A 23,338-nucleotide genomic window follows, 5' to 3' on the forward strand; every position below is an offset into this window, starting at 1 on the left:
CGGGTCACCGGGTGGGGGCGGTTCTTTTGCTGCCTCAAGCCGTTTCCAGCTCGAGGTCTTCCGCAACGTGGCTGTAGGGGCGATCCATCAGCAGGGAGGCTGTGTCTTCGTCGACCTGGAGGCGCTCGGCGATCCCGCGCACGACATCCGACACCATTTGCTCTGCCATATACGTCTAACGCACGGAAAGCCAATTGGTCACACGGGTTCGTCAGACCGCCGGCAGCAGATGGAACCCGACGCCCCGGACGGCGTGGATGGTGACGGTCGCTCCGAGGCTGGCCAGCTTCTGGCGGAGGCGCTTGACCACCGAGTGGATGTGCGATCCGTGGCCGAGGTGCTCGTTGCCCCAGACCGCGTGGTGCAGGCGCTGGTACGTCCACACCTTGCCCGGCTCCGCCACCAGGCAGTGCAAGAAGTCATGCTCCAATCGGGTCAGTCGTGCCTCCCGATCCTTGTAGCGCACGACCCGCCGGTCCACGTCCAGCTCCAGCGCGTTGTCCTCGGCAGCGGGAGCCACGGTCAGCGGCGTCGGTACCGGCTTTGACGAGATGGGCACGGCTGCCCCGATCTGGGCAGTCACCCCACGCACGCTCATCGCCGGCACGACCGCGGGAGTCAGTACTACGGGCGCCGACTCCGCCGTGGCGGTCAGCTCCAGGAACGCCCGCGCCTGCTCCGCGCTGGACACCAGCAACAACGCGTCGGCACCACCGAGCAGCCGGGCGAGCTGCACCCGCTCGGCGGTGGACGTCGCCACCCCGATGATCAACGACGAGTCCGGCAGCCTCTCCATGGAGCCCCTCCTGTCAAACGCTTGCCGGGGGTCATGCAAGGGACCAGTACTTCGAACCGCGAGGGTTAAGTCAAGGGATTCCCTGCGTCCCCGGATGGCACAAATGCGACCTGTCCGACACCGGCCACGAACGGGCACCGACGGTCTACGCAGCGCCACAAAACACCCGGTCCACCGTCGCTCACAGTCGCGGCCCGGAAACCGGATTGCCGAGCAATACAAAGCGTCCGGGGCCTCTGCAGGACGGTGCAGAGGGCCCCGGACGCGGGATCGCCGACCAACAGGCGCAGTCGGATCAGGCGATGGCCGGATGGATCAGAAATCAGCCGACGGTCTTGACCGCGGTGATCAGGGTGCCGTTGCTGGTGTCGCCCGACAGCTCCCAGAAGAAGGCGCCACCAAGGCCCTGGGTGTTCGCGTACTGCATTTTGCTGCGAATGGTGGCGGGCGTGTCATAACCCCACCATTGGCCGTTGCAGAACGCGTACGCCGTACCGCCGACTGTCCCCGTGGACGGGCAGCGGGTCGAGATCAGCTTGTAGTCCTCGATCCCGGCTTCGTACTTGCCCGGCGCGGCGCCAGTGGCACGCCCACCCGGTGCGGCCTGCGTGACACCTGTCCAGCCGCGGCCGTAGAAGCCGATGCCGAGCAGGATCTTCGAGGACGGGATGCCCTTCGTCTTCAGCTTCTGGATCGCCGCGTCGCCGTAGAAGCCGGCCGTGGGGATCCCGGAGTACGAGGTCAGCGGCGAGTGCGGAGCCGTCGGGCCCTGCGCCGCGAACGCGCCGAAGTAGTCGTACGTCATCGGCATGATCCAGTCGAGCTTCTGCGCCGCCGTCGCGTAGTTGGTGGCGTCGATCTTGCCGCCGGTGGTGCCGTCGGCCGTGATCGCCGCCGTGACGAGCGCGGACGAGCCGAACCGGTTGCGCAGCGCGGTGATGATGTTGTTGAACGCGTTCGGGCCGGACGTGTCGCAGCTCAGGCCGCAGGCGTTCGGGTACTCCCAGTCGATGTCGATGCCGTCGAAGACATCGGCCCAGCGCGGGTCCTCGACCAGGCTGTAGCAGGAGTTCGCGAACGCGGTCGGGTTCTGCGCGGCCTGGGTGAAGCCGCCGGACCAGGTCCAGCCGCCGAACGACCAGACCACCTTGATGTTCGGGAACTCGCGCTTGAGCTTGCGCAGCTGGTTGAAGTTGCCGCGCAGCGCGCCGGTGTCCCAGGTGTCGGCGACGCCGTCCACCGAGCTGGCCGCGTCGTAGAACCTGTCGTTCGCGGCGTACGCGTCACCGATCGTGCAGCGCCCGTTGGTGGTGTTGCCGAAGGCGTAGACGATGTTGGTCAGCTTGGCGGCCGACCCGCTCGTCTTGATGTTCTTGACGTGGTAGTTGCGGTCGTAGACACCCCACTCGGTGAAGTAGCCGACGACCTTCTTGCCGGCGGCAACAGTTTTGGCGCCGTCCTGCAGAGGCGCGACTGCGGTCGGCGCGGCCGTCTCGCGCGGTGTCGCAGCGACCGCGGCCGGTACGACACCAACGGCCAGCAAGGCCACCGCGGCGAGCAGAGTGGGCAGGGGGCGGACTCTCATGTGTTCCTCCAAGGGGGGCGAAAGAGGGACTGAGCGCACTCTATCGAGTACTGGGAGTTAATAAAAGGAGGAACCTGAATAAAAGTGTTCGCCTGTTCACGTAAAACTTTGGCGGGCTGGTATGCGCGCCCGGAGCGGTACGGAGTAGTCTCCTCGCGCACGGTCACCTATGACCGCTCTTGACGGAGGAACAGTGCCCGGACTTGCACGGCGGCGGCCTGGTTTTGTTTGGCTGCTTGCGGCCGTACTCGTTCCTGTCCTGCTCGCCGCGGTGGTGATCAGCATCAAGGCCGGGCCGACCGAGGACGATCTTCGGCAACGGTCGCTGGAGGCACTCGACGCCCGCGGTATCACCGGCGTACGGGTCGACTTCTCCGGACGCGACGCGACGGTCGTCGTACCGGCCGGGGCTGATGCGGCCGAGGCGCAGAAGGTGGTCGCGGCCGTCGATGGCGTCCGGACCGCGCACAGCAACCAGCAACTCGTTGCCAACCCGACGAGCGCACCATCAACCGGTACCGCCGAGGAGCCGGCCGGTACGACGTCAGCCGTGCCCTCGGCACCGCCGACCGTCGCGCCCTTCGAGCTCAGCCGGACGGACCAGGCGATCACCGTTCACGCCGTCGTGCGGGATCAGGAGACGAAGGACAAGCTCGTCGCCGAGGTGCAGGCGTTGCTCACCGAGGGCACCGACTTCACCGACCAGATCAGCATCGACGAGAAGACGGCGCTGCCGAACCCGACCGCGCTGTCGGCGCTGCTGCACGCGCTGTCGACCGCGACCGGCGATGCCGCGATCAAGTACGACGGCGACAAGGTGACGTTGAGCGGCAAGGTCGCCGACCAGGCCACCAAGGCGACGGCGGCACGCGCGGCCGCTGCCGCAGTACCGGGTGCCGTGATCGCCAATGAGCTGAAGGTGCCGGCACCGCCGAAGCCGCAGGTGAGCGAGGCGTGCCAGACCTTCGAGGCCCGGCTCGCGCGCTTCAACGCGGAGAACAAGCTCGTTTTCCTGTCCGGCACCGACACCGTGAACGACGCTTCCCGCGCGTCGGTGACCAAAGCGGCGAAACTTCTGCTGAGCTGTGCCAGCTTCGACGTCGAGGTGAGCGGCCACACCGACAACCTCGGCAACCCGGCCACCAGCCTGCCGCTGTCACAGCAGCGCGCGGACGCCGTCAAGACAGCGCTCGTCAAGCTCGGCGTACCCGCCGGGCGGATCACCAGCCGCGGGTACGGGGAGACCCGGCCGGTGGCGTCCAACAGCACTTCCGCCGGCCGGATCGCGAACCGCCGGGTCGAGATCCGAGTTCTCTGACGCTCCTTAGGGGAATCTTCATGAGTTGGCTGATCGCGCAGGTCTGGTTCCTGCTGCTCGCCGCGTTCGTCCTCGGCAGCGCCGCCGCCTGGCTGCTCCACCGCCTGCTGCCGGCCGGCCCGAAGGGTGCACGCTGATGGCCTACCTGTTCCGCCACAACTGGCTGTGGCTCCTACTGGCGTTCCTGATCGGCGCAATCATCACCTGGTTCCTCCTGAACCGCCGCGAACCCCCACCAGTGGAGGCGCCGGCCGAACAGGAAGAACCCGTCGAGGAGAAGACTCTCGTCGCGGCAGGAGTAGCAGCAGCAGGTGCTACTCCCACGCCAGCACCTCAACACTTCGAAGAACCGGTCGCCCTCTTCGACCAAACCCTCCACGAACCAGAACCCGAGCCCGAGCCTGAGCCCGCACCCGAGCCGGCGCAACCCGCGTTCTCGGTGCGCATGGATGCCGGCGAGCCGACGCTCTTCGACGACGCGGGATCGGCGACAGGTGAAGTACAGGCGAAAGCCGAGCCCGTTCCGCCCGGACGATACGGCGAAGGCTCGGCCGATGCGGTTGCTCACCAGGGGCCGCCTGACGGGTTCACCATCAAGGGCAATGCGCAGTCGATGCTCTTCCACACCCCGGATTCGCCGTACTACGGCCGCACCAAAGCCGAGGTCTGGTTCCGCACCGAAGCCGACGCCGAACGCGCCGGCTTCACCAAGTACGTCCGCAAGCCCCGCAAGTCCGCCCGCCCCACCGACTGACCCTTTCGCGGTAGGGCAAATTAACGACCGAAACCGGTGAAGGCAACGCGTTCCAGATCACGGTTTCGGTGAGGATTAGCGCGATCAGGCCCCCATTTGCTTGTACTGGCAAAGGGCCGTCACACTGAGCTGGACGTCGGCGCGGACCGCCCATCCTGACCCCCGTCGTTGCACATCACCGGACACCTTCGGCGGCCTGACCGTCCCCTTTTGAGAACCCGCGAGCGGGGTAAGGGAAAACAGTGCAGGCCGAAAAAGTGTCCACCCGCGTAGTACCGCTAGGTTTGGACCGAGGGGATGACACCCGATGGAGGTGAGCGTGACCGACATGCTGCCGGAGCAGCACCACGGACTGACGAAGAGTGACCCGCTGTGGTTCAAGCGGGCCGTCTTCTACGAAGTGCTGGTGCGGTCCTTCAAGGACTCGAACGCCGACGGCATCGGCGACTTGCAAGGCCTGACCGAGAAACTCGACTATCTCGAGTGGCTCGGCGTGGATTGTCTGTGGTTACCGCCGTTCTACCCCTCACCTCTGCGTGACGGCGGCTACGACATCTCCGACTACACGAACGTGATGCCCGAGGTCGGCACGATCGCCGACTTCGCCGCGTTCATGGACGCGTGCCACGCGCGCGGCATGCGCGTGATCGTCGACTTCGTGATGAACCACACCTCGGACCAGCACCCCTGGTTCCAGGAGTCCCGCACCAACCCGGACGGCCCGTACGGCGACTTCTACGTCTGGTCCGACAACGACGAGGCCTACTCGGACGCGCGGATCATCTTCGTCGACTCCGAGACCTCCAACTGGACCTGGGACCCGGTCCGCCAGCAGTACTTCTGGCACCGGTTCTACTCCAACCAGCCCGACCTGAACTTCGAGAACCCGGCCGTCGGCGACGCGATGATCGAGGCGCTGAAGTTCTGGCTCGACCTCGGTGTCGACGGTTTCCGGCTGGACGCGGTGCCGTACCTGTTCGAGGAAGAGGGCACCAACTGCGAGAACCTGCCCAGGACGCACGACTTCCTGCGCCGGGTCCGCAAGGAGGTGGACGCGAACTACACCGACCGCGTCCTGCTGTGTGAAGCCAACCAGTGGCCTGGTGACGTGGTCGAGTACTTCGGCGACCGCGAGTCCGGTGGCGACGAGTGCCAGATGGCCTTCCACTTCCCGGTGATGCCGCGGATCTTCATGGGCGTGCGGCGCGAGTCGCGGTTCCCGATCTCGGAGATCCTGGCCCAGACCCCGCAGATCCCCGACACCTGCCAGTGGGGCATCTTCCTGCGCAACCACGACGAGCTGACGCTCGAGATGGTGACCGACGAAGAGCGCGACTACATGTGGGGCGAGTACGCCCAGGACCCGCGGATGAAGGCCAACATCGGCATCCGCAGAAGGCTCGCGCCGTTGCTCGACAACGACGTGAACCGGATGGAGCTGTTCACGGCGATGCTGTTGTCGCTGCCCGGCTCGCCGATCCTGTACTACGGCGACGAGATCGGCATGGGCGACAACATCTGGCTCGGCGACCGCGACGGCGTCCGGACGCCGATGCAGTGGTCCCCCGACCGCAACGCGTCGTTCTCGACGGCCACCCCGGGCAAGCTCAGCCTGCCGGTCATCATGGACCCGGTCTACGGTTTCCAGGCGGTGAACGTCGAGGCCGAGATGGAGAACGCGTCGTCGCTGCTGCACTGGACCCGCAGGATGATCCAGACCCGCAAGCAGCACCCGTGTTTCGGGATGGGTACCTTCACTGACCTAGGCGGTTCCAACCCGAGCGTGCTGTCCTACATCCGCGAGTTCGGCGACGATGTGGTGCTCTGCGTGAACAACCTGTCGCGCTTCCCGCAGCCGATCGAGCTGGATCTGCGGCAGTGGCAAGGAGTGGAGCCGGTCGAGCTGCTGGGCGGGGTGCACTTCCCGACCATCGGTGAACTGCCGTACCTGCTGACGTTGGGCGCGCACGGTTTCTACTGGTTCCGTCTGCCGGTCAACAAGGCTGCTGATCGTGAGGAGAGCTCTTCGTGACTTCCCATCTGGACCAGGTCCAGTCCTTCTGCGCCAACCAGCGATGGTTCGGTGAGAAGGGACACGACGTCCACGTCGATGCGATGGCCACCTCCGCGTGGCTGTCGGACGAGGGCGTCTGGCCCGCGGTCCGGATCGGGTTCGTCTACTGCGCCGGCCCGCCCGGCGCGGAGAACGCAATCCGGGTTTACCAGCTCCCGCTCAGCTACCACCAGGCGCCGGTCGACAACCTCGGCCATGCCCTGATCGGTGACTGGGCGGAGCAGGACCTCGACGACACGAGGGTCTGGGTGTACGACGCGCTGCACGACAAGGAGGCCACGCCGTACTGGCTGGACGCCCTCACCCATGGGCGGCAGCTGGCCGGTCTGGAGTTCCACCCGGTGCACGCGCCGGAGCGGACGACCGTCGTACCGGAGGACGCGCAGTCGCTCGTCCTCACGGTCGAACAGAGCAACACGTCGCTGGTCTTCGGCGACACCGCACTGCTGAAGGTGTTCCGCCGGCTCGAGCCCGGGAGCAATCCCGGGGTCGAGATCGAGTCGGCGCTCACCGAGGCCGGCTCCGACCTGGTACCCGAGGTGCTCGGGTCGGCGCGAGGCTCCTGGCCGCGCGCCGGCGGCGGCACCGACTCCGGTGAGCTGGCGATGATGACGGCGTTCCAGAAGAACGCGACCGACGGCTGGTCGTACGCGACCACCTCGGTCCGGGACCTGTATGCCGAGGCCGACCTGCACGCCGAGGAGGTCGGTGGCGATTTCGCGGGTGAGTCCCAGCGACTCGGCGCGGCCACCGCGCAGGTCCACGCCGAGCTGGCGAAGGCACTCGGCACGGACATCTGGGAGCCGGCTCAAATGGTCGAGCACGCGGACGCGATGCGCCGCCGGCTCGAGAAGGCGATCAAGGCGGTGCCCGAGCTCGCCGAGTTCGGGCCGGGGCTGACCCGGGCGTTCGACGCGCTCGCGGACTCCGGCGTACCGGTGACCGTGCAGCGGATCCATGGCGACTTCCATCTCGGGCAGGTACTGCGCACGATCGACGGCTGGAAGCTGATCGACTTCGAGGGCGAGCCGGCCAAGTCGCTGGTCGAGCGGCGCGCGCTGGACACCCCGATCAAGGACATCGCCGGCATGCTCCGGTCGTTCGACTACGCGGCCCGCTCGCTGCTCGCCGACCACCAGGGCGACCAGCAGATCGCCTATCGCGCGGCCGAGTGGGCCAACCGCAACCGGCGCGCTTTCTGCGACGGCTACGCGGAGATCTCCGGCACCGACCCCCGCGACCAGAACGTCCTGCTGAGCGCGTTCCTGGCCGACAAGGTCATCTACGAAACCCTCTACGAAGCCCGCAACCGGCCGAGCTGGCTACCCATCCCGCTGGCCGCGGCCGCACAACTGAGCGCTACGTAATACCCAATTTTTGACCAAGTAATCTCATCCTGCGAAGAATTACAGAGCGTGGGTGAGTTGTCGCTGTAATACTTGGCGGTATGCCCCCCGAGCCGCAGCTTGAGATCCTCGTGCTCGGACCTCTCGTCGTCAGCCTCGGGGGCGTGCCGCGGCCGGTGGATCGGCCGCTGGAAAGGGCTCTGCTCGTCCGGCTCGCGCTGGCCGACGGGCTGCCGGTGCCGGATCAACGGCTGGCAGCAGATCTGTGGGGAGACGTCGAGCTCGCGCGTCCGACCGAGCGGCTGCGGGTGCTCGCGTCACGGTTGCGTGCGGCAATCGACTCCCCCGAGTCGCTCACCCGCGCCAACGGCGGTTACGCGTTGTCCGCGCGGTTGACCGACCTCGTCGCAGCCCGCGCGGCGGCGGAGCGGATGCACGTCGCAGTACGGGCTGGTGATCATCACGCGGTGCGTGCGGCCGCCGGTAATGCGCTCAGCCAGTGGCGTGGTCAGTCGCTGGCCGACCTCAGGAGCATTCCGTACGCCGCGATCGAAGGGGAGCAGCTCGATTCGTGGCGGGTCGACCTGCAGGTCGAGCGGCTCGACGCCGACCTCGCGCTGGGTGCCGCCGCCGAGGCAGGCCGAGAGTTGGAGGCGCTGGCTGCCGAGAATCCGCTGCATGAGCGGCTGTGGTGCCTGCTCGCGCTCGCGTTGTACCGAACGGGTCGGCAGGCCGATGCGCTGAGTCGCCTCGCCAAGCTCCGGTCCAGGTTGTCGGAGGAGCTCGGCGTCGATCCGGCGCCGGACACCGCAGCGATGGAGTTGCGCCTGCTCCGCCAGGATCCGACCTTGTTGCTCGCACCGCCCGAACCCGCCGTCGTGCATGCCGCACCGGCCGCTCTGCCTGCGCCGGTCCAGCTCCCCTCTCCCCTGACCAGCTTCGTCGGCCGCCAAGGCGAGCTCAATTCCCTGGTACGCCGAATCGCCACGCCCGGCCTCATCACGCTGACCGGAGGCCCCGGCAGCGGCAAGTCGCGACTGACCGCCGAGGCCGCCCGGCTGGTCGCGAACACGGGCCGCTCGGTCCGCTTCGTGGAGCTCGCTCCGCTGCACCGGCAGAGCGCCGTACTGGAGGCCATCACCGGAGACGATGCCGGAGGCAACGATCCGCTGGCCGCGGCTGCCGTGTCGCTGGACGGTGCCGTGCTGGTGCTCGACAACGCCGAGCATGTCGTCGAGCCGGTCGCGGAGATCGTCTCCGGGCTGCTCCGGCGGGCGCCCGGGCTGACCGTGGTCGTGACGTCGCAAAGGCCATTGCAGCTTGGCGTCGAGGACGTCGTCGCGATGGGTCCGCTGGATGCGATCGCCGCGGCGCAGCTCTTCACCGAGCGGTGTGCAGCCGATGCTCAAGGGGCGGATCCCGAGCAGGTGGCGGCGATCTGTTCGGCTGTCGATCGGCTGCCGCTGGGAATCGAGCTCGCGGCCGGTCTCACCCGCACGCTGACCGTGCCACAGTTGTCCGATCGGCTCGAACAGCGGATGCGGTTGCTGGTGGCCGGTTCGCGGGACGCGCAGGCGCGGCACGCGAGCCTGGTGGCGGCGCTGGACTGGAGTCATCAGTTGCTTGGTGACGCGGAGCGCGCAGTACTGCGTCGTGTGGCGATCTTCGCCGGCGGGTTCACGTTGGAGGCGGCCGAGCAGGTCGCGCTCGATCCGCGGGATGTCGCGCCGGCTTTGACGGAGCTGGCCGACCGGAGCCTGCTGACAGTGGAAGCCGTGAACGGGCGGCGATTCCGGCTGCTGGAGACCGTACGGGACTATGCGCTGGCCAAGCTCGAGGACGCGGGCGAGACCGAGGCTGCGCGCAGTGCTGAGCTCGAGTGGGCGATCAACCGGGTCCAGACGATCGGGCAGGACAACGACGATTTCGCGACCGCGGAGTCGATCGCCGAGGTCTTCTCCGAGTGGCCGAACCTGCTCGACACCCTGGACCGGGCCGTCGGCACTTCACGTGAGGTCGTCGGGCTGCGGCTGGCGCTCTTGTTGCACACCCCATGGCTGGTCAGAGGCTGGTACGGCGAAGCTGCCCGGCACTTCGAGGCCTTGTCGGGTGCCGAGGGCGCGACCCAGCCCGAGCGAGTGACCGCGTTGAGCAATCACGCTTTCGTGCTGACGATGCTCGGGCAGTTCGAGCAGGCGGCGGCGTTGCTGACCGAGGCCGAGCAACTCGCCAAGCAGCTGAACGACGACACGCTCACGCTGACCGTCCTCTACTACCGCGGCATCGTCGAGATCGAGCGCGGCCACCTGCGCGATGCGCTGGGCCATCTGCTCGCCGGCCAGGAGCTGGCCGCAGCCAGGCCGAGCCAGGAGCGGCGGCTGTCGGCGTTCACTGATGCGCTGGGCACCCTGTACCTCTACACCGGACGGCCTGCCGAGGCGGTCGAGCAGTACGACGTCTGTATCGCCGCCGACCGGGTCTACGGCGACGAACACGGTCTGTCCCGCGGCCTCAGCAACCTGGCCGGCGCCCTCGTCGCGCTCGGCCGGCTACCGGAGGCACTCGATGCGGCGAACGAGTCGGATCACTATGCCCGGCGGCTCGACGACCGGCAGATCCTGCCGCTGAACGACGTGATCCGCGGGTCGGTGGCGCTGGCGAAGGGCTCGATCGAGGACGCGGAGAAGTATCTGCGCTCGGCCGTCGAGTACGCCGTGGCCGACAACAGCGGGATCACGATGGCCCACATCGACCTGGCCGACGTGCTGATCCTCGAAGGCGAGTTGGCGGAGGCGGCCGACCTCCTCGACGCCGTCTTCGCCGAGGCCCCGGCCAACAGCACGCCCTGGCTGGCGGCCCGAGCCGCTGCCACCGCCCTCGCCACCGCCCAAGGCGACCTCCCCCGGGCCCGCGCCCTCCTCACCGAAACCACCACCGACTACACCGCCTCCGGCTTCGGCTGGCCCCGCTACACCGCCCGCTTGGAAGGGCTACGGAAGACGCTCGCCGAATAGCAGTTGTGTACGTGCTGGTCAGACGGGTACGGGGTGCAGTAGTTCGCGGTTTCATCGGGCAGGATGGGGTTTATGGATTCGAGCAAGAGCGATCAGGTGACGACGCCGATCTCCGAGGCGATGACGGAACCTCCCGCTGAGGTGGCTGAGTCGGCGGTTGTGGAGACGGGCGACCACTCGGTCGCGGGGGCCGGTATGCCGGGGTCGTATCCGGGTCCGGCTACTGACGACGCGGTGCCGGGGAGTCTTCTGGACAAGGCGGTTCCGGTCGAGCGTGGGGTGCTGGAGCGGCTGGTCTCGGGGACGTACCACGATCCGCATCAGGTGCTCGGGCCGCATCTCGGCGACGGTGTGGTGACGCTGCGCGTCCTGCGGCCGTTCGCTTTGAGTGTGACCGCTGTCTTCGACCACGCGAGCGTCGAGCTGGAGCACGAGTTCGAAGGTGTCTGGGTCGGCGTGCTCGACGTCGACAAGGTGCCCGACTACCGGCTCGAGGTCACCTACACCGACGGCCCGGCGCTCGAGGTCGACGATCCCTACCGGTACCTGCCGTCGCTCGGCGAGATGGACCTGCACCTGATCGGCGAGGGCCGGCACGAGCAGCTGTGGACCGTGCTCGGCGCCCACGTCCGCCGCTACGACGGCCCGACCGGCACCGTCACCGGTACGTCGTTCGCCGTCTGGGCGCCCAACGCCCAAGGCATCCGGCTGACCGCCGACTTCAACTTCTGGGACGGCCGCGCGCACCCGATGCGCACGATGGGCTCGTCCGGCGTCTGGGAGCTGTTCGTCCCGGGCATCGGCCCCGGTACGCGGTACAAGTTCGACATCTGTGGCCGCGACGGCGTCTGGCGTCAGAAGGCCGACCCGATGGCCAACCTGGCCGAGGTGCCGCCCGCCAACGCGTCGGTCGTGCACGAGTCCACGTACGAGTGGAACGACGCCGCCTGGCTCGACCATCGCGCCGCCTCACAGGCGTACGCGGAGCCGATGAGTGTGTACGAGGTGCACCTCGGCTCGTGGCGCAAGGGCAAGTCGTACCGGGATCTCGCCGACGAACTGGTCGGCTACGTGGTCGAGATGGGCTTCACCCACGTCGAGCTGATGCCGCCGATGGAGCACCCGTTCGGCGGTTCGTGGGGGTACCAGGTCACTTCGTACTTCGCCCCGACCTCGCGCTTCGGCGACCCGGACGACTTCCGCTTCCTGGTCGATTCGTTGCACCAGGCAAACATCGGCGTGATCGTCGACTGGGTGCCGGCGCACTTCCCCAAGGACGCCTGGGCGCTGGCCCGGTTCGACGGCACTCCCCTGTACGAGCACCCGGACCCGCGCCGGGGCGAGCAGCCCGACTGGGGCACGCTGGTCTTCGACTTCGGCCGGCCGCAGGTCCGCAACTTCCTGGTCGCGAACGCGGTCTACTGGGCCGAGGAGTTCCACATCGACGGCCTGCGCGTCGACGCCGTCGCCTCGATGCTCTACCTGGACTACTCGCGCCAGGAAGGTCAGTGGGTGCCGAACCAGTACGGCGGCCGCGAGAACCTCGAGGCGGTCTCGTTCCTCCAGGAGATGAACGCGACGCTGTACAAGCGCGTCCCCGGCGTGATCACCGTCGCCGAGGAGTCGACCTCGTGGCCGGGCGTCACCCGCGCGACCCATCTGGGCGGCCTCGGCTTCGGGTTCAAGTGGAACATGGGCTGGATGAACGACTCGCTCAGCTACCTCGAGCACGAGCCGATCTACCGCCAGTACCACCACCACGAGCTGACGTTCTCGATGATGTACGCGTACTCCGAGAACTTCGTGCTGCCGATCTCGCATGACGAGGTCGTGCACGGCAAGGGGTCGCTGCTGCGCAAGATGCCCGGTGACCGGTGGCAGCAGCTCGCCAACGTGCGGGCCTTCCTGGCGATGCAGTGGGCGCATCCCGGCAAGCAGCTGCTCTTCATGGGGTGCGAGTTCGGCCAGGAGTCGGAGTGGTCCGAGAAGGGCGAGCTCGACTGGTGGCTGCTGGACCACAGCGACCACCGCGGTCTGCAGCAGCTGGTCAAGGATCTGAACGGGAACTACAAGGACACCAAGGCGCTCTGGGGCACCGACCACGTGCCGGAGCGGTTCTCCTGGATCGACGCGAACGACGCCGGCAACAACGTCTTCTCCTTCGTCCGGTACGGCGACGAGGGCCAGCCGACGCTCGCCTGCGTCGCCAACTTCTCGGCGGTGCCGCATCACGGGTACCGGCTCGGGCTGCCGTTCGCGGGTCACTGGCAGGAGTTGGTGAACACGGACGCGGAGGTCTACGGCGGTTCCGGGGTCGGCAACTTCGGCGGCTTCGAGGCCGACGGCGAGGGCTGGCACGGGATGGCGGCCAGCGCGGAGATCTCGGTCCCGCCGCTGGGCACGATCTGGCTGCGGTACGACGGCTGACCGAAAGAAAGCGGGTGAGGTTGCGTCCGCCCCGACGCGACCTCACCCGCCTTCTTAGGTATAGACGCACAAGAGGTCGTAAAAGTTAGCTCGATACCTGAAAATTTCCTGTGAATCGGTCCGGCGGCCGCCATGGTGTGAAATGCGTGCCCGGGCGATCACCAGCCGTGAGAATTTCAGGCATCCTGAGCTCGTTGCCGATGGTGCGTCATCTCGCCGTGCCGGGGGTTCGGTGCTGGGCGGAGGACAACGGGTAGCGTTCACGGGGTGACAGCTGTGCCTGGTGTGCCTCCTCAGCCGACCTTGACCGATGGTGAGCTGACCCTGCGGCCGTGGCGGGACGAGGACATCGACGTCGCCCACGGGCTGGCGGACGACGAGATGGTGCGCTGGTTCTCGTCGACCCCGTCGCGCTCCGGTTTGGCCGAAGCGGTCGAGCGGTGGCGGGCGCAGTACGCCGACGACCGTGCGGTGGTGAACTTCGTCATCGAGCTGGCCGGCGAGTCGGGTCCGGTCGGGACGGTTGAGGTTCGGCGACTCTCGCCTGGTGTCGGTGGGGTGTCGTGGACTACCTACAAGCCGTATCGGGGGCAGCGGGTCGCGCAGCGCGCAGTACGGATGCTGGTGATCTACGCCTTCGGTGAGCTCGGGCTGGATCGGCTGCAGGTCGAGGTCGATCCGGAGAACCGCGCTTCGGCACGCATCGCGATCCGCTCCGGCTTCCGGCGTGAGGGTTTGCTGCGCGGCGGCGCTCTGCTGCAGGGCGAGCGGCGAGACGTCGCCGTCTACGGCCTGCGCCAGGACGACCCGCGCGCCGACACGTTGTCCGGCTGGACCGCCTTGATGGACTCCGTACTTCCGAAGAAGCGCGTGATCGCGCATGTCGTCGTCCGCGACACCGGTGGCCGGGTCCTGCTCTGCAAGGTCAGCTACAAACGCGATCTCGAACTCCCCGGCGGCGTCGTCGAACCGGACGAGGACCCGGCGACGGGTGCCCTGCGCGAGATGCAGGAAGAACTCGGCTTCCAGCTCCCCCTCATCGGAGTCCTGGCCATCGACTGGCTGCCCCGCTGGCAAGGCTGGGGCGACGCGATCGAGATCCTGTACGACGGCGGCACCCACGACCCGTCCCTGCTGGAGTCCCTGACGCCAGACGGCTTCGAGATCCTGGGCGTCGACTGGTACTCCCACACTGAGCTCGCCGACCTCGTCTCGCCCCTCAACAGCCGGCGCCTACCGTTGGTACTGGCCTCGCCGGATGTCCTGCACAACCTGCGCGACGGACACCCGGTCACAGGGCAGCTCGAAGATCCTCCCGCTTGAGGTTCTCGACGCACCAGGTGTAGTGGCCGTCGGCACCGGTCGGGCTGTAGATGGTGGCCGTGCAGATGGCGTAGGCGGCGCGATACAGATGCATCCGCTCGCGCGAGTGCCCGAGCCCTTCGAACCGATCGAACAGCAGGTCGTCGATCACTCGAGCCTCCGGCCCGTACATGTCAAAGAACCCAGCGGCTGTCGCGGCATCAAAGGTGTTGTCACCTGCCGTCGTGAAGAACCCCCAGTCGAGCAGAGCCGCCTGGCCGTCGCCGACCAGGATGTTCGGAGTACAGAGGTCGCCGTGGACTATCTGCGGCTTGTCTGGTTGTACTGCGGCCAGCCCGGCCAACACCTTCCCCAGCAACTCGTCGAATCCGTCGACGTCCTTGGTCAAGTACTCGCTCGATCCAAGCGCCCGCTGCCGCACCAACTCCGCCAGCCTTATGCCCCACTCACCGGCTGCCGGCTCCACGCCGCCCAACAGCGGCAGCGCTGCCGCTGCCGGACCGGCCGTGGTCGTCTCCAGTGCTGTGACGATGTCGACGAACAGCTCCGTTCCTTGCTGCCGGCTCACCGCGCCATTCTCCAGCGCCTGCTGAAGCGGCGTGCCGGTCAACTTCTTCTCGATGCTGACCGCCCTGCCACCGATGTCGTCCACGACAACGATCTCCGGTGTGCGAAACGGCAACCCCTGCTGGCTCAACTCACCGAGAAACGCCTGCAGCGGCCGCACCTCACTCACCGACCGCTCGAACCAGATCTTCCCGGCCAGTCCATCGCCGAGGTCGTAGACAGCACCTTCCATCCCTTGGCCGATCAGTGTGACCGGGGCGGCGGCGCGCTCTTCGAAGTACTGCAACTGCGGCGGCGTCGGGGAGAGACCCATGCCGTCAGTCAAGCACGCCTTCCGCACAGTGGTCGCGTCAATTGGCGGGGAGAGCAGCGCGGTCAGCTCGGCTGGAGAGCGGCCCGGCGGCGGGTCAGGAAGCGGCGCTCGGTGTCGTTGGCGGTCAGGGCGATCGCTTCGTCGTACGCCGCGATGGCTTCGTCGGCGCGATCGAGGCGCGCCAGCACATCGGCGCGGGTCGCTGGAAGGTAGGAGTAGCTCTTCAACGCCGGATCCTTGCCGAGGGCATCCAGTTCTTCGAGGATCGCGGTCAGGTCGGCGCCGGGGACGAAGCTGTGCGCGGCGGCTCGGTTGAGGGCGACGATGGGCGACGGCCAGCGGAGCAGCATGGCGTCGTACATCCGCACCACCTGATGCCAATCGGTCTCCTCCCACGACGGCGCAGTCACATGCAACCCAGCCACAGCCGCCTGCAACGCGAACCGTCCAACCCCCCGCTCCCCGACACCACCGGCCGCCTGAGCGGGACCGCCGGGCTGGGTGCTAGGGGTGGCGCGTTGGAGGGCTGCGGTTGCTCGGGAGACGCCTTCGGCGAGGAGTTTTACGTTCCAGCGGTGGCGGTCCTGGTCGGCCAGGAGGACCAGTTCGCCGTCTTCGCTGACTCGGGCGTCGCCTCTTGCTTGGGTCATTTGGAGAAGGGCCAGGAGGGCTTCTGGTTCTGGTTCGGCGGGCATCAGGCGGACCAGGAGGTGGGCGAGCTCCAGGGCACGGCCGGTCAGGTCGGTGCGGGTCAGTTCGGGGCCGGTGGCTACGTGACCGGCTGTGTAGACGAGTTGGACGACTGTGAGGACGACATCCAGGCGGTCGGCCAGTTCGTCGTCGGCGGGGATGCGGTACGGGATGCCGGCGGCGGCGATCTTCTTCTTCGCGCGGGTGATCCGGGCAGCGGCCGTCGTCTCGCTGATCAGCAGACCGGCGGCGACCTCGCGGGTGGTGAGGCCGCAGATCAGCCGTAGAGTCAGCGCGATCTGCGAATCCCGTGCCAGCGCCGGGTGGCAGCAGGTGAACACCAGCCGCAACGGATCAGTCGGCCGCTCGCTGTCCCCCGGCGCCACCGGATCCTCGATCAGCAACGGCAACTTCCGCCGCAGCGTCGTCTCCCGCCGCAACCGATCCAGCGCCAGCCGCCGCGCGACCGTCGTCAACCATCCGGCTGGGTTGTCCGGCACCCCATCGGGCCACGTCCGCAACGCCTGCACGAACGCGTCCTGCGTACAGTCCTCCGCCAGATCCAGATCCCGGGTCAACCGCACAGTAGAAGCAAGCACCGTCGACCAACACGCCCGATGCGCCCGCTCCACCAGCCCCGCAACCTCCCGCGCCGTAGACGCTCCCGCCTCCACCCACTCACCTCCTCCCAGAGAGATCTTTCGAGGCTGGGCACGCCGCCGCGAGATGGCGGCGGCGAACCCAGGCGCGCGTCAGGCCGGTGGGGTGGAGTCTTCGGAGGTGTCCATGACGGGGCGGACCTCGACGTTGCCGGAGGGGCAGATCTTGGCGAGGGCCAGGGCCTGGTCGAGGTCTTTGCACTCGATCAGGTAGAAGCCGCCGAGGGCCTCTTTGGTCTCGATGAACGGGCCGTCGGTGACGATCGGCTCGCCGCCGTCGGATTGCCTGACCGTGCTCGCCGTGGTCGAGCGTTCCAGTGCCGCGCCGCCGAAGATGCTCGCGCCGGCCGCCTCGACCGCCTCACCGAAGGCATTGTGCAGCTTCATCGTCGCCTGCCAGGCCTCCGGCGTGATGTTGTCGTAGAACTCTTCGGAGTCGAACAACAGGAACATGTACTGCGCCATCTCTGGCTCCCTTGTCTCGGGGTTCTCTTGGACATCTTGCTGACGAACGACACCGGAAGGAATCGACAACACCCAGGATGAACTTTTTCGCCTACTGTTGACCATGTACTCAACAGGACCCCAGGAGGAACTCATGGTGCACCTGGACGTACTGATCGTCGGCGCCGGCCTGTCGGGGATCGGCGCCGCCTACCGGCTGCAGACGCAGGCGCCCAGCCACTCGTACGCCATCCTCGAAGGCCGCGACGACCTCGGCGGCACCTGGGACCTCTTCCGGTACCCCGGTGTCCGGTCCGACAGCGACATGTTCACGCTCGGCTTCCCCTTCCACCCGTGGAAGGCGGCGAAGGCGATCGCGGACGGCCCGTCGATCCTCGACTACCTGCACGAGACGGCAGCGACGTACGGGATCGACAAGCACATCCGCTTCGGGCAACAGGTAGTACGGGCGTCCTGGTCGTCGGAGGATGCGCTGTGGACGGTGGAGACGACCAAGGAGTCGTACACCTGCTCCTTCCTCTATGTCTGCAGCGGCTACTACAACTACGACAGCGGGTACGTCGTGGACTTCCCCGGCCTCAAGGACTTCCAGGGCGAGGTCGTTCACCCGCAGCACTGGCCTGAGGATCTCGACTACACCGGCAAGCGCGTAGTGGTGATCGGCAGCGGCGCAACCGCCGTAACCCTGGTACCAGCCATGGCACCCGCCGCTGCGCACGTGACCATGCTGCAGCGCTCCCCCAGTTACGTCGCCTCACGCCCTGCCGCCGACGCGTTCTCCGACAGACTCCGCGCAGTCCTGCCGGAGAAGCTGGCCCACCACGTCATCCGCGGCAAGAACGTCGCGCTCAGCAGTCTCGTGTACGCCGCCATCCGCCGCTGGCCCGCACATGCGGCCTGGGTGCTCAACAGCACCGCCGCCAAGCAACTCCCCGCGTCCATACCGGCTGACCCGCACTTCACCCCGCAGTACAAGCCCTGGGACCAGCGCTTGTGCCTCGTACCGGACGCGGACCTCTTCCGAGCCCTGCGCGACGGTACTGCGTCAGTGGTGACGGATGAGATCGACACCTTCACCCCTGATGGCATCCGGCTGCGCTCCGGTGAGGAGTTGCCCGCAGACGTCGTGGTGACCGCCACCGGCCTACAGATGGCGGTCCTCGGCAAGATCGAGCTGACTGTCGACGGCAGCCACGTGGATGTTCACGACACCTTCGTCTACAAAGGCATGATGCTGAGCGGCGTACCCAACCTGGCCTGGTGCATCGGCTACACGAACAACTCCTGGACGCTGCGCTCCGACCTGACCTCGCAGTACGTCTGCCGGCTCCTCAACCACCTGGACGCGACCGGCACCACCATCTGCGTCCCAGAGATCGACCCAGCCGAGTACGACGCCCCACCGCGTCCCGTGGTCGACCTGACCTCCGGCTACATCCGCCGAGCCGCCAACATCCTCCCCCGCCAAGGCTCCACCGGCCCCTGGCGCCTCCGCCAGAACTACCCCCGAGACCTGCTAACCCTCCGCTACCGCCACCTCAACGACGGCGCCATGCAGTTCAAACCGACCCGCAAACCGGTCGACTTGACCCGGTAGCGCACGCAGGATGGGCCGGTGGACACGACCGCTGCTCGCTACGAACAACTGACGGAACGCCTGCTGAGGCTGTACCGCGAAGGCAAGCAGCGCGAGGCGCTGGACCTGCTCGATGCCCGGGGCCCGGACCTCGCGCCCTGGGCGGCTGAACTCGCGCACTTCGAGGCGTGCATGCGCGGCTCGCTCGGTGATCCGGATGCAGCGCTGGAGGTTCTCCTGCGGGCCAGTGCGGCCGGCGCCTGGTGGCATCACTCGCTGCTGGTCCAGGACGACGATCTCGCGGCGCTCCGCGAGGTACCTGAGTTCAAGCAGTTGGTCGAGTTGTCCCAAGGGCGCAAGGTGAATGACAAGCCTGCCTGGACGATCGACCTGCCCGCCGCCGAGCAACCGGTGACGGGTGTGGTCGTCGCGCTGCACGGCACCGGCCAGCGCGCGACGCGGGCTGCCAGGGACTGGGCTGCTGTGGTCGGGCTCGGCTACGCGCTGGTCTGCGTCGACTCGTCGCAGCTGATCTCCCCGCAGTTCCGCACCTGGCTCGAGCGCGACCTGGTCGTCCGGGACATCGCCGCCGCCCTGGACGCGCTCCCCGACGAACTGCGTGGACTACCGGTGATCGCGGCCGGCTTCTCCAGCGGTGGACGCGCTGCCCTCGACTGGGCACTCACTGCTGAGCCGACCGCGGTAAAAGGCGTCATCGTGCTGGCACCCTCGCTCGGGGACCTCCCGGTGACAGCGGCAGGGCCGTTGTCACCGGCAACAATCCTAGTGGGCATCGAGGACCACACACTTCCCGCCATCGACCGGGCCTCGGATCGGCTCGCCGCCTTCGGCATCGACATCATCCGCATCCCCGGCCTGGGCCATACCGCCCCTGAGGATCTCGACAGGCGCCTGAAAGCACTGCTCACTGTCCCTACCGACAGGACATAGTCGTTCCCCGACCCTGCCGCCACGCTCAGGATGCGATCGGGATCGGCCGAATCGGCACTATGTCCTGTCGATCGGGACAGCCACCGGTGGCGGTGGGCCGACGTAGCGGGCGGATGGGCGGATGATTTTGGGGTCTTCGGATTGTTCGAGGATGTTGGCGGTCCAGCCGATGACGCGGCTGGTGGCGAAGGTTGGGGTGAACATGGCGCGCGGTAGGTCGCAGAGGGACATCACCACGCCGGCATAGAACTCGACGTTGGCGTAGAGGTTGCGGCCCGGCTTGAGTTCGGCCAGTACTTCGACGATGCGCTGCTCGACCGTCGTGGCGAAGTCGACCAGGTCGCCGCCGAGGCCGCGGGCGATGTCGCGGAGCATGAGCGAGCGCGGGTCCTCGGTGCGATAGACCGCATGGCCGAACCCCATGATGCGGTCCCCCGCCGACACCTTCGCGCGGACCCAGTCGTCGATGCGATCCGGCGTACCGATCTCGTCGAGGCTGGCGAGTGCGCGGTCCGGGGCGCCACCGTGCAGAGGACCGGAGAAGGCGCCGATGGCTCCAGCGACGGCCGATACGACGTCGGCGCCGGTCGAGGCGATCACGCGGGCGGTGAAGGTCGACGCGTTGAACCCGTGGTCGATGGTGGAGATCAGGTAGTGCTCGATCGCCCGCGCCTTGGCCTCAGTCGGCTCCTGGCCTGTCACCAGGTAGAGCCAGTTGGCCGCAGTGGAGAGGTCAGCACGCGGTTCGAGCGGCTCCAGTCCCTCGCGTAGGCGGTACAGGGCCGCGAGGATCGTCGGGGTGACGGCGCAGACGAGCATGGCGTCGGCCTTGCGGCGTACGGGGTCTGCATCCCACACAGGTGGGAGCTCGCGGGCGGCGGCGAGCAGGGACAGCGCAGTACGGAGTCCGGCGAGCGGGTTGAAGGCTGAACCGGCAGCGGCGATCGCTGGAAGTGCAGCCTGTACTTCGGCCGGCAGCACGCGCAGCGGCGCGATCGTGTCGCTGAAGGTCGCGAGCTCGGCAGCGGTCGGCAGCCGGCCCTCGTACATCAGGAACCAGACGTCCTCGACCGTCTTGGCCCGGGACAGCTCGATCGCCGAGTACTGCCGATAGTGGTAGAACCCTTCGTCACCACGAACATCGCCGAGCCGGGTCTCGGTGACGACGACATTGCGCAGCCCAGGCGGTACTTCGATCGGTCCTTCGACTGTGATTGACATGATTTCAGCGTTCAAGCGCAATCAACTATTGTCAATGTTGATCCAGTCAACATCAGTGGTCCCGGGAGCGCGCGATGACGCAGCAAGGTGACGAGAATTACCTGACCACGGCCGAGGTCGCGCGCCGCTTACAGGTGAAGCCGGAGACGATCTACTCGTACGTGAGCCGCGGCCACCTCACCAGCGTCCGTGCTCGCGGCCGGCGCGGCAGCCTGTTCGCCGCCGACGAGGTCGAGCGGTTGGCGAGCCGCTCGGTCGAGCACCCCGGGGTCGTCGAGCGGATCGAAACCGAGCTCACCCTGCTGAAGAACGATGAGCTCTACTACCGCGGCCACTCGGTGCGCGACCTCGTCGAGGAGCAGTCGGTCGAGTCGGTCGCCAATCTGCTGTGGAACGGGCAGTTGGAGCCGGCCGCGTTCGTCGCAGAGCCGACCCTCGTCGACCTTGCGCGGGCGAGCGTCGCAGTAGCGCCGGCCACGGCCCGCAAGGTGGATCAACTGCGGATCGCAGTGGCGGTGCTGGGAGCGGCCGATCCGCTGCGGTTCGATCTGGCCAGAGAGTCGGTGGTCGCGGCGGCGCGCGGGCTGCTCGGCGTACTGATCGAAGCACTGCCTGGGCCGACCGGGGAGGGCAGCGTCGGTGATCGATTGTGGCCGAAGCTCTCGACGCAGCCGGTGAAATCCGGGCTACTCGATGCGGCGTTGATCCTCCTGGCCGACCACGGACTCGCCGTCTCCACGATCGCGGCTCGAGTCGCCGCCAGCTCCAGGGCCAACCTGTACTCCGTGGTGTCGGCCGGACTCGGCGCGCTGGACGGGCAGTACCACGGTGCCGCCCCGACCCTCGCCTACGAATTTCTCGGCCGGGCCCTGCAGGATCCGATCCGGGTCTTGTCCGACCGGCTCCGGTCAGGCGAGCCGGTCCCGGGCTTCGGTCACCGGATCTACCAGCAGCGTGACCCCCGCGCGGAGACCCTGTTCGGCCTGATGGCTGATGAACCGATCCTCGAGCAGCTGACCACCATCACCCGCAGAATCCCGACCTTCCCCAACAGCGATCTGGCCATCGCCACGATGATGCACGCCCACGACTTCCACCCCGACGCGGGCGAGGCCCTGTTCGCCATCGCCCGCATCATCGGCTGGACGGCCCACGCCTTGGAGGAGTACGCCGAACCAGGGCTGCGGTTCCGCGCGTTGGGGGTCTACACCGGGCGGGAGGGGGATCTGTGAGTGGCGACTGCGTCGGCGGTGATGTCGAAGGACTGTTCTGAGAGGGTGTAGTCGCGTTGGGCTACGCCGATGAACAAGGCGTCCAGGACCAGCATTTGGGCGTGGCGGGCGGAGAGGCCGCCGGTTCGGAAGGTGACGTCTCGGGCGGCGGCTGTGGTGAGGACCAGCTCGGCTGCTCGGGCCAGGGATGAGCGTGGATAGTTGGTGATGGCGACCGTCAAGGCGCCTTGGTGGCCGGCTCGGCGTAGGGGTTCGAGGACTTCCAGGGTTTCGCCGCTGTGGGAGATGCCGATGGCAACGTCTCCGGCGCCCAGCAAGGCAGCGCTTGTCAGGGCGTTGTGGACGTCGCTCCAATTGGTGGCACCGCGGCCGATTCGGTGCAGGCGTAGGCGGAGGTCCTCGGCGACGCAGGCGGATCCGCCGACGGCGTAGAGGTCGATGCGGCGGGCGTCCGAGATCGCGTGGACTGCTTTGCCCAGTGCGTCGACGTCGAGTTCGGCGACGGTGTCTTCGAGGGCTCGGGCGTCGGCTTGGAGCAGGGTCCGCAGTACGTGGTCGAGGGTGTCGTCGGGGCCGACCTCGGCGCCAGTTCCTTGCTCCCAACTGGTGCTGCTGCGACCGCTTTCGGCCGCGAGGGCCAGGCGCAGTTCGGCGTACCCGCTGAGTCCGAGGGCCAGGCAGAACCTCGTCACACTCGGCAGCGAGGTGCCGCAACGCGCGGCGAGTTCCCCGATCGTCGACGACGAGACAGCCGCCGGATCACGCAGTACCTCGGTCGCGACCCGGACTTGAGCCGGCGTCAAGGCCGGCAGCAGACCGTGGATCCGAGCTTCGAGACTGGGCGGCGGCGACTCCACAAGACTCATATGAATGATTCTCAGAAGCCCCGCCGCCAGCTGTCAATAATTCACACCAGCCCGATCAGAGCCGATGCAACAACACCTGACCGGTCCGCCATGCATGCACAAGTCGGACTGGAAGCGGTTGCCGCGGCGTGTCTGGGCGGATCGCGCGGGTTATGCGTGCG

Annotated in this window: 18 protein-coding genes; 10 read left to right on the forward strand and 8 right to left on the reverse strand. The window is 67.5% G+C overall.

The features are described from left to right. Positions 1-34: 34 nt before the first annotated feature. The 3 genes from ABD116_RS01170 to ABD116_RS01180 all read right to left on the reverse strand — a co-directional run bounded on the left by ABD116_RS01170 (position 35) and on the right by ABD116_RS01180 (position 2,381). Positions 35-169, reverse strand: a complete 135-nt coding sequence (locus tag ABD116_RS01170; protein WP_343963807.1) for a hypothetical protein — start codon at positions 167-169, stop codon at positions 35-37. Between the two features lie 42 nt (positions 170-211). Further along, complete coding sequence (locus ABD116_RS01175) at positions 212-796, reverse strand: winged helix-turn-helix domain-containing protein (RefSeq protein WP_343963809.1); 585 nt, start codon at positions 794-796, stop codon at positions 212-214. A 322-nt stretch (positions 797-1,118) separates the two neighbouring features. After that, the gene (locus ABD116_RS01180; protein WP_343963811.1) at positions 1,119-2,381 is read right to left on the reverse strand and encodes a glycoside hydrolase family 18 protein; all 1,263 of its coding nucleotides are present in this window, start codon (positions 2,379-2,381) and stop codon (positions 1,119-1,121) included. Positions 2,382-2,574: 193 nt separating this feature from the next. Between ABD116_RS01180 and arfA the strand changes: the two genes are divergently transcribed. The 7 genes from arfA (at position 2,575) to ABD116_RS01215 (ending at position 14,637) form a co-directional block, all read left to right on the forward strand. Then, on the forward strand, positions 2,575-3,699 hold the full coding sequence (arfA, locus tag ABD116_RS01185; RefSeq protein WP_343963813.1) for a channel-forming protein ArfA/OmpATb: 1,125 nt from the start codon (positions 2,575-2,577) through the stop codon (positions 3,697-3,699). 136 nt (positions 3,700-3,835) lie between these two features. Beyond that, positions 3,836-4,453, forward strand: a complete 618-nt coding sequence (locus ABD116_RS41750; RefSeq protein ID WP_425552035.1) for a sunset domain-containing protein — start codon at positions 3,836-3,838, stop codon at positions 4,451-4,453. Positions 4,454-4,760: 307 nt separating this feature from the next. Continuing rightward, a complete protein-coding gene (gene treS, locus ABD116_RS01195; RefSeq protein WP_425552036.1) occupies positions 4,761-6,485 on the forward strand; it encodes a maltose alpha-D-glucosyltransferase in 1,725 nt (574 codons plus the stop codon). Next, positions 6,482-7,894, forward strand: a complete 1,413-nt coding sequence (locus tag ABD116_RS01200; RefSeq protein WP_343963815.1) for a maltokinase N-terminal cap-like domain-containing protein — start codon at positions 6,482-6,484, stop codon at positions 7,892-7,894. The genes treS and ABD116_RS01200 overlap by 4 nt, the downstream gene beginning before the upstream one ends. 80 nt (positions 7,895-7,974) lie before the next feature. Next, complete coding sequence (locus ABD116_RS01205; protein ID WP_343963816.1) at positions 7,975-10,887, forward strand: ATP-binding protein; 2,913 nt, start codon at positions 7,975-7,977, stop codon at positions 10,885-10,887. Positions 10,888-10,959: 72 nt separating this feature from the next. Further along, positions 10,960-13,314: a 1,4-alpha-glucan branching protein GlgB gene (gene glgB, locus ABD116_RS01210; RefSeq protein ID WP_425552037.1), complete on the forward strand. Its 2,355-nt coding sequence runs from the start codon at positions 10,960-10,962 to the stop codon at positions 13,312-13,314. 267 nt (positions 13,315-13,581) lie between these two features. Beyond that, positions 13,582-14,637 (forward strand): NUDIX hydrolase, encoded by a 1,056-nt coding sequence (locus ABD116_RS01215; RefSeq protein ID WP_343963820.1) that lies wholly within the window; start codon positions 13,582-13,584, stop codon positions 14,635-14,637. On the opposite strand, the gene ABD116_RS01220 is transcribed toward ABD116_RS01215, so the two are convergent. The 3 genes from ABD116_RS01220 to ABD116_RS01230 form a co-directional block, all read right to left on the reverse strand. After that, entirely contained in the window at positions 14,606-15,517 is a 912-nt protein-coding gene (locus ABD116_RS01220) for a phosphotransferase family protein (RefSeq protein WP_343963822.1), read from the reverse strand. The two genes, ABD116_RS01215 and ABD116_RS01220, sit on opposite strands and share 32 nt — an antisense overlap. Positions 15,518-15,579: 62 nt before the next feature. Further along, complete coding sequence (locus tag ABD116_RS01225; protein WP_343963824.1) at positions 15,580-16,881, reverse strand: RNA polymerase sigma factor; 1,302 nt, start codon at positions 16,879-16,881, stop codon at positions 15,580-15,582. Positions 16,882-16,959: 78 nt separating this feature from the next. After that, a complete protein-coding gene (locus tag ABD116_RS01230) occupies positions 16,960-17,331 on the reverse strand; it encodes a YciI family protein (protein WP_343963826.1) in 372 nt (123 codons plus the stop codon). A 133-nt stretch (positions 17,332-17,464) separates the two neighbouring features. Here ABD116_RS01230 and ABD116_RS01235 point away from each other — a divergent pair, with 133 nt between their 5' ends. Together ABD116_RS01235 and ABD116_RS01240 are read left to right on the forward strand one after the other, a co-directional pair. After that, entirely contained in the window at positions 17,465-18,928 is a 1,464-nt protein-coding gene (locus ABD116_RS01235; protein ID WP_343963828.1) for a flavin-containing monooxygenase, read from the forward strand. Between the two features lie 18 nt (positions 18,929-18,946). Next, positions 18,947-19,858 (forward strand): alpha/beta hydrolase, encoded by a 912-nt coding sequence (locus ABD116_RS01240; RefSeq protein WP_343963830.1) that lies wholly within the window; start codon positions 18,947-18,949, stop codon positions 19,856-19,858. Positions 19,859-19,915: 57 nt separating this feature from the next. On the opposite strand, the gene ABD116_RS01245 is transcribed toward ABD116_RS01240, so the two are convergent. Continuing rightward, positions 19,916-21,079 (reverse strand): citrate/2-methylcitrate synthase, encoded by a 1,164-nt coding sequence (locus ABD116_RS01245; RefSeq protein ID WP_343963832.1) that lies wholly within the window; start codon positions 21,077-21,079, stop codon positions 19,916-19,918. A gap of 74 nt (positions 21,080-21,153) precedes the next feature. Between ABD116_RS01245 and ABD116_RS01250 the strand changes: the two genes are divergently transcribed. Further along, positions 21,154-22,311 (forward strand): citrate/2-methylcitrate synthase, encoded by a 1,158-nt coding sequence (locus ABD116_RS01250; RefSeq protein ID WP_343963834.1) that lies wholly within the window; start codon positions 21,154-21,156, stop codon positions 22,309-22,311. On the opposite strand, the gene ABD116_RS01255 is transcribed toward ABD116_RS01250, so the two are convergent. Further along, positions 22,284-23,177 (reverse strand): MurR/RpiR family transcriptional regulator, encoded by an 894-nt coding sequence (locus ABD116_RS01255; RefSeq protein ID WP_343963836.1) that lies wholly within the window; start codon positions 23,175-23,177, stop codon positions 22,284-22,286. The two genes, ABD116_RS01250 and ABD116_RS01255, sit on opposite strands and share 28 nt — an antisense overlap. Positions 23,178-23,338: the final 161 nt, after the last annotated feature.

It is taken from the genome of Kribbella koreensis (genome assembly GCF_039525325.1).
GTDB lineage: Bacteria > Actinomycetota > Actinomycetes > Propionibacteriales > Kribbellaceae > Kribbella > Kribbella koreensis.

Bases quoted from the DNA above. Each gene is read 5' to 3' on its own strand.
- treS (WP_425552036.1), top strand. From the start codon at position 4,761: ATGGAGGTGAGCGTGACCGACATGCTGCCGGAGCAGCACCACGGACTG.
- ABD116_RS01245 (WP_343963832.1), bottom strand. From the start codon at position 21,079: ATGTCAATCACAGTCGAAGGACCGATCGAAGTACCGCCTGGGCTGCGC.
- ABD116_RS41750 (WP_425552035.1), top strand. From the start codon at position 3,836: ATGGCCTACCTGTTCCGCCACAACTGGCTGTGGCTCCTACTGGCGTTC.
- ABD116_RS01230 (WP_343963826.1), bottom strand. From the start codon at position 17,331: ATGGCGCAGTACATGTTCCTGTTGTTCGACTCCGAAGAGTTCTACGAC.
- ABD116_RS01220 (WP_343963822.1), bottom strand. From the start codon at position 15,517: ATGGGTCTCTCCCCGACGCCGCCGCAGTTGCAGTACTTCGAAGAGCGC.
- ABD116_RS01235 (WP_343963828.1), top strand. From the start codon at position 17,465: ATGGTGCACCTGGACGTACTGATCGTCGGCGCCGGCCTGTCGGGGATC.
- ABD116_RS01250 (WP_343963834.1), top strand. From the start codon at position 21,154: ATGACGCAGCAAGGTGACGAGAATTACCTGACCACGGCCGAGGTCGCG.
- ABD116_RS01180 (WP_343963811.1), bottom strand. From the start codon at position 2,381: ATGAGAGTCCGCCCCCTGCCCACTCTGCTCGCCGCGGTGGCCTTGCTG.
- ABD116_RS01175 (WP_343963809.1), bottom strand. From the start codon at position 796: ATGGAGAGGCTGCCGGACTCGTCGTTGATCATCGGGGTGGCGACGTCC.
- ABD116_RS01205 (WP_343963816.1), top strand. From the start codon at position 7,975: ATGCCCCCCGAGCCGCAGCTTGAGATCCTCGTGCTCGGACCTCTCGTC.
- glgB (WP_425552037.1), top strand. From the start codon at position 10,960: ATGGATTCGAGCAAGAGCGATCAGGTGACGACGCCGATCTCCGAGGCG.
- ABD116_RS01255 (WP_343963836.1), bottom strand. From the start codon at position 23,177: ATGAGTCTTGTGGAGTCGCCGCCGCCCAGTCTCGAAGCTCGGATCCAC.
- ABD116_RS01170 (WP_343963807.1), bottom strand. From the start codon at position 169: ATGGCAGAGCAAATGGTGTCGGATGTCGTGCGCGGGATCGCCGAGCGC.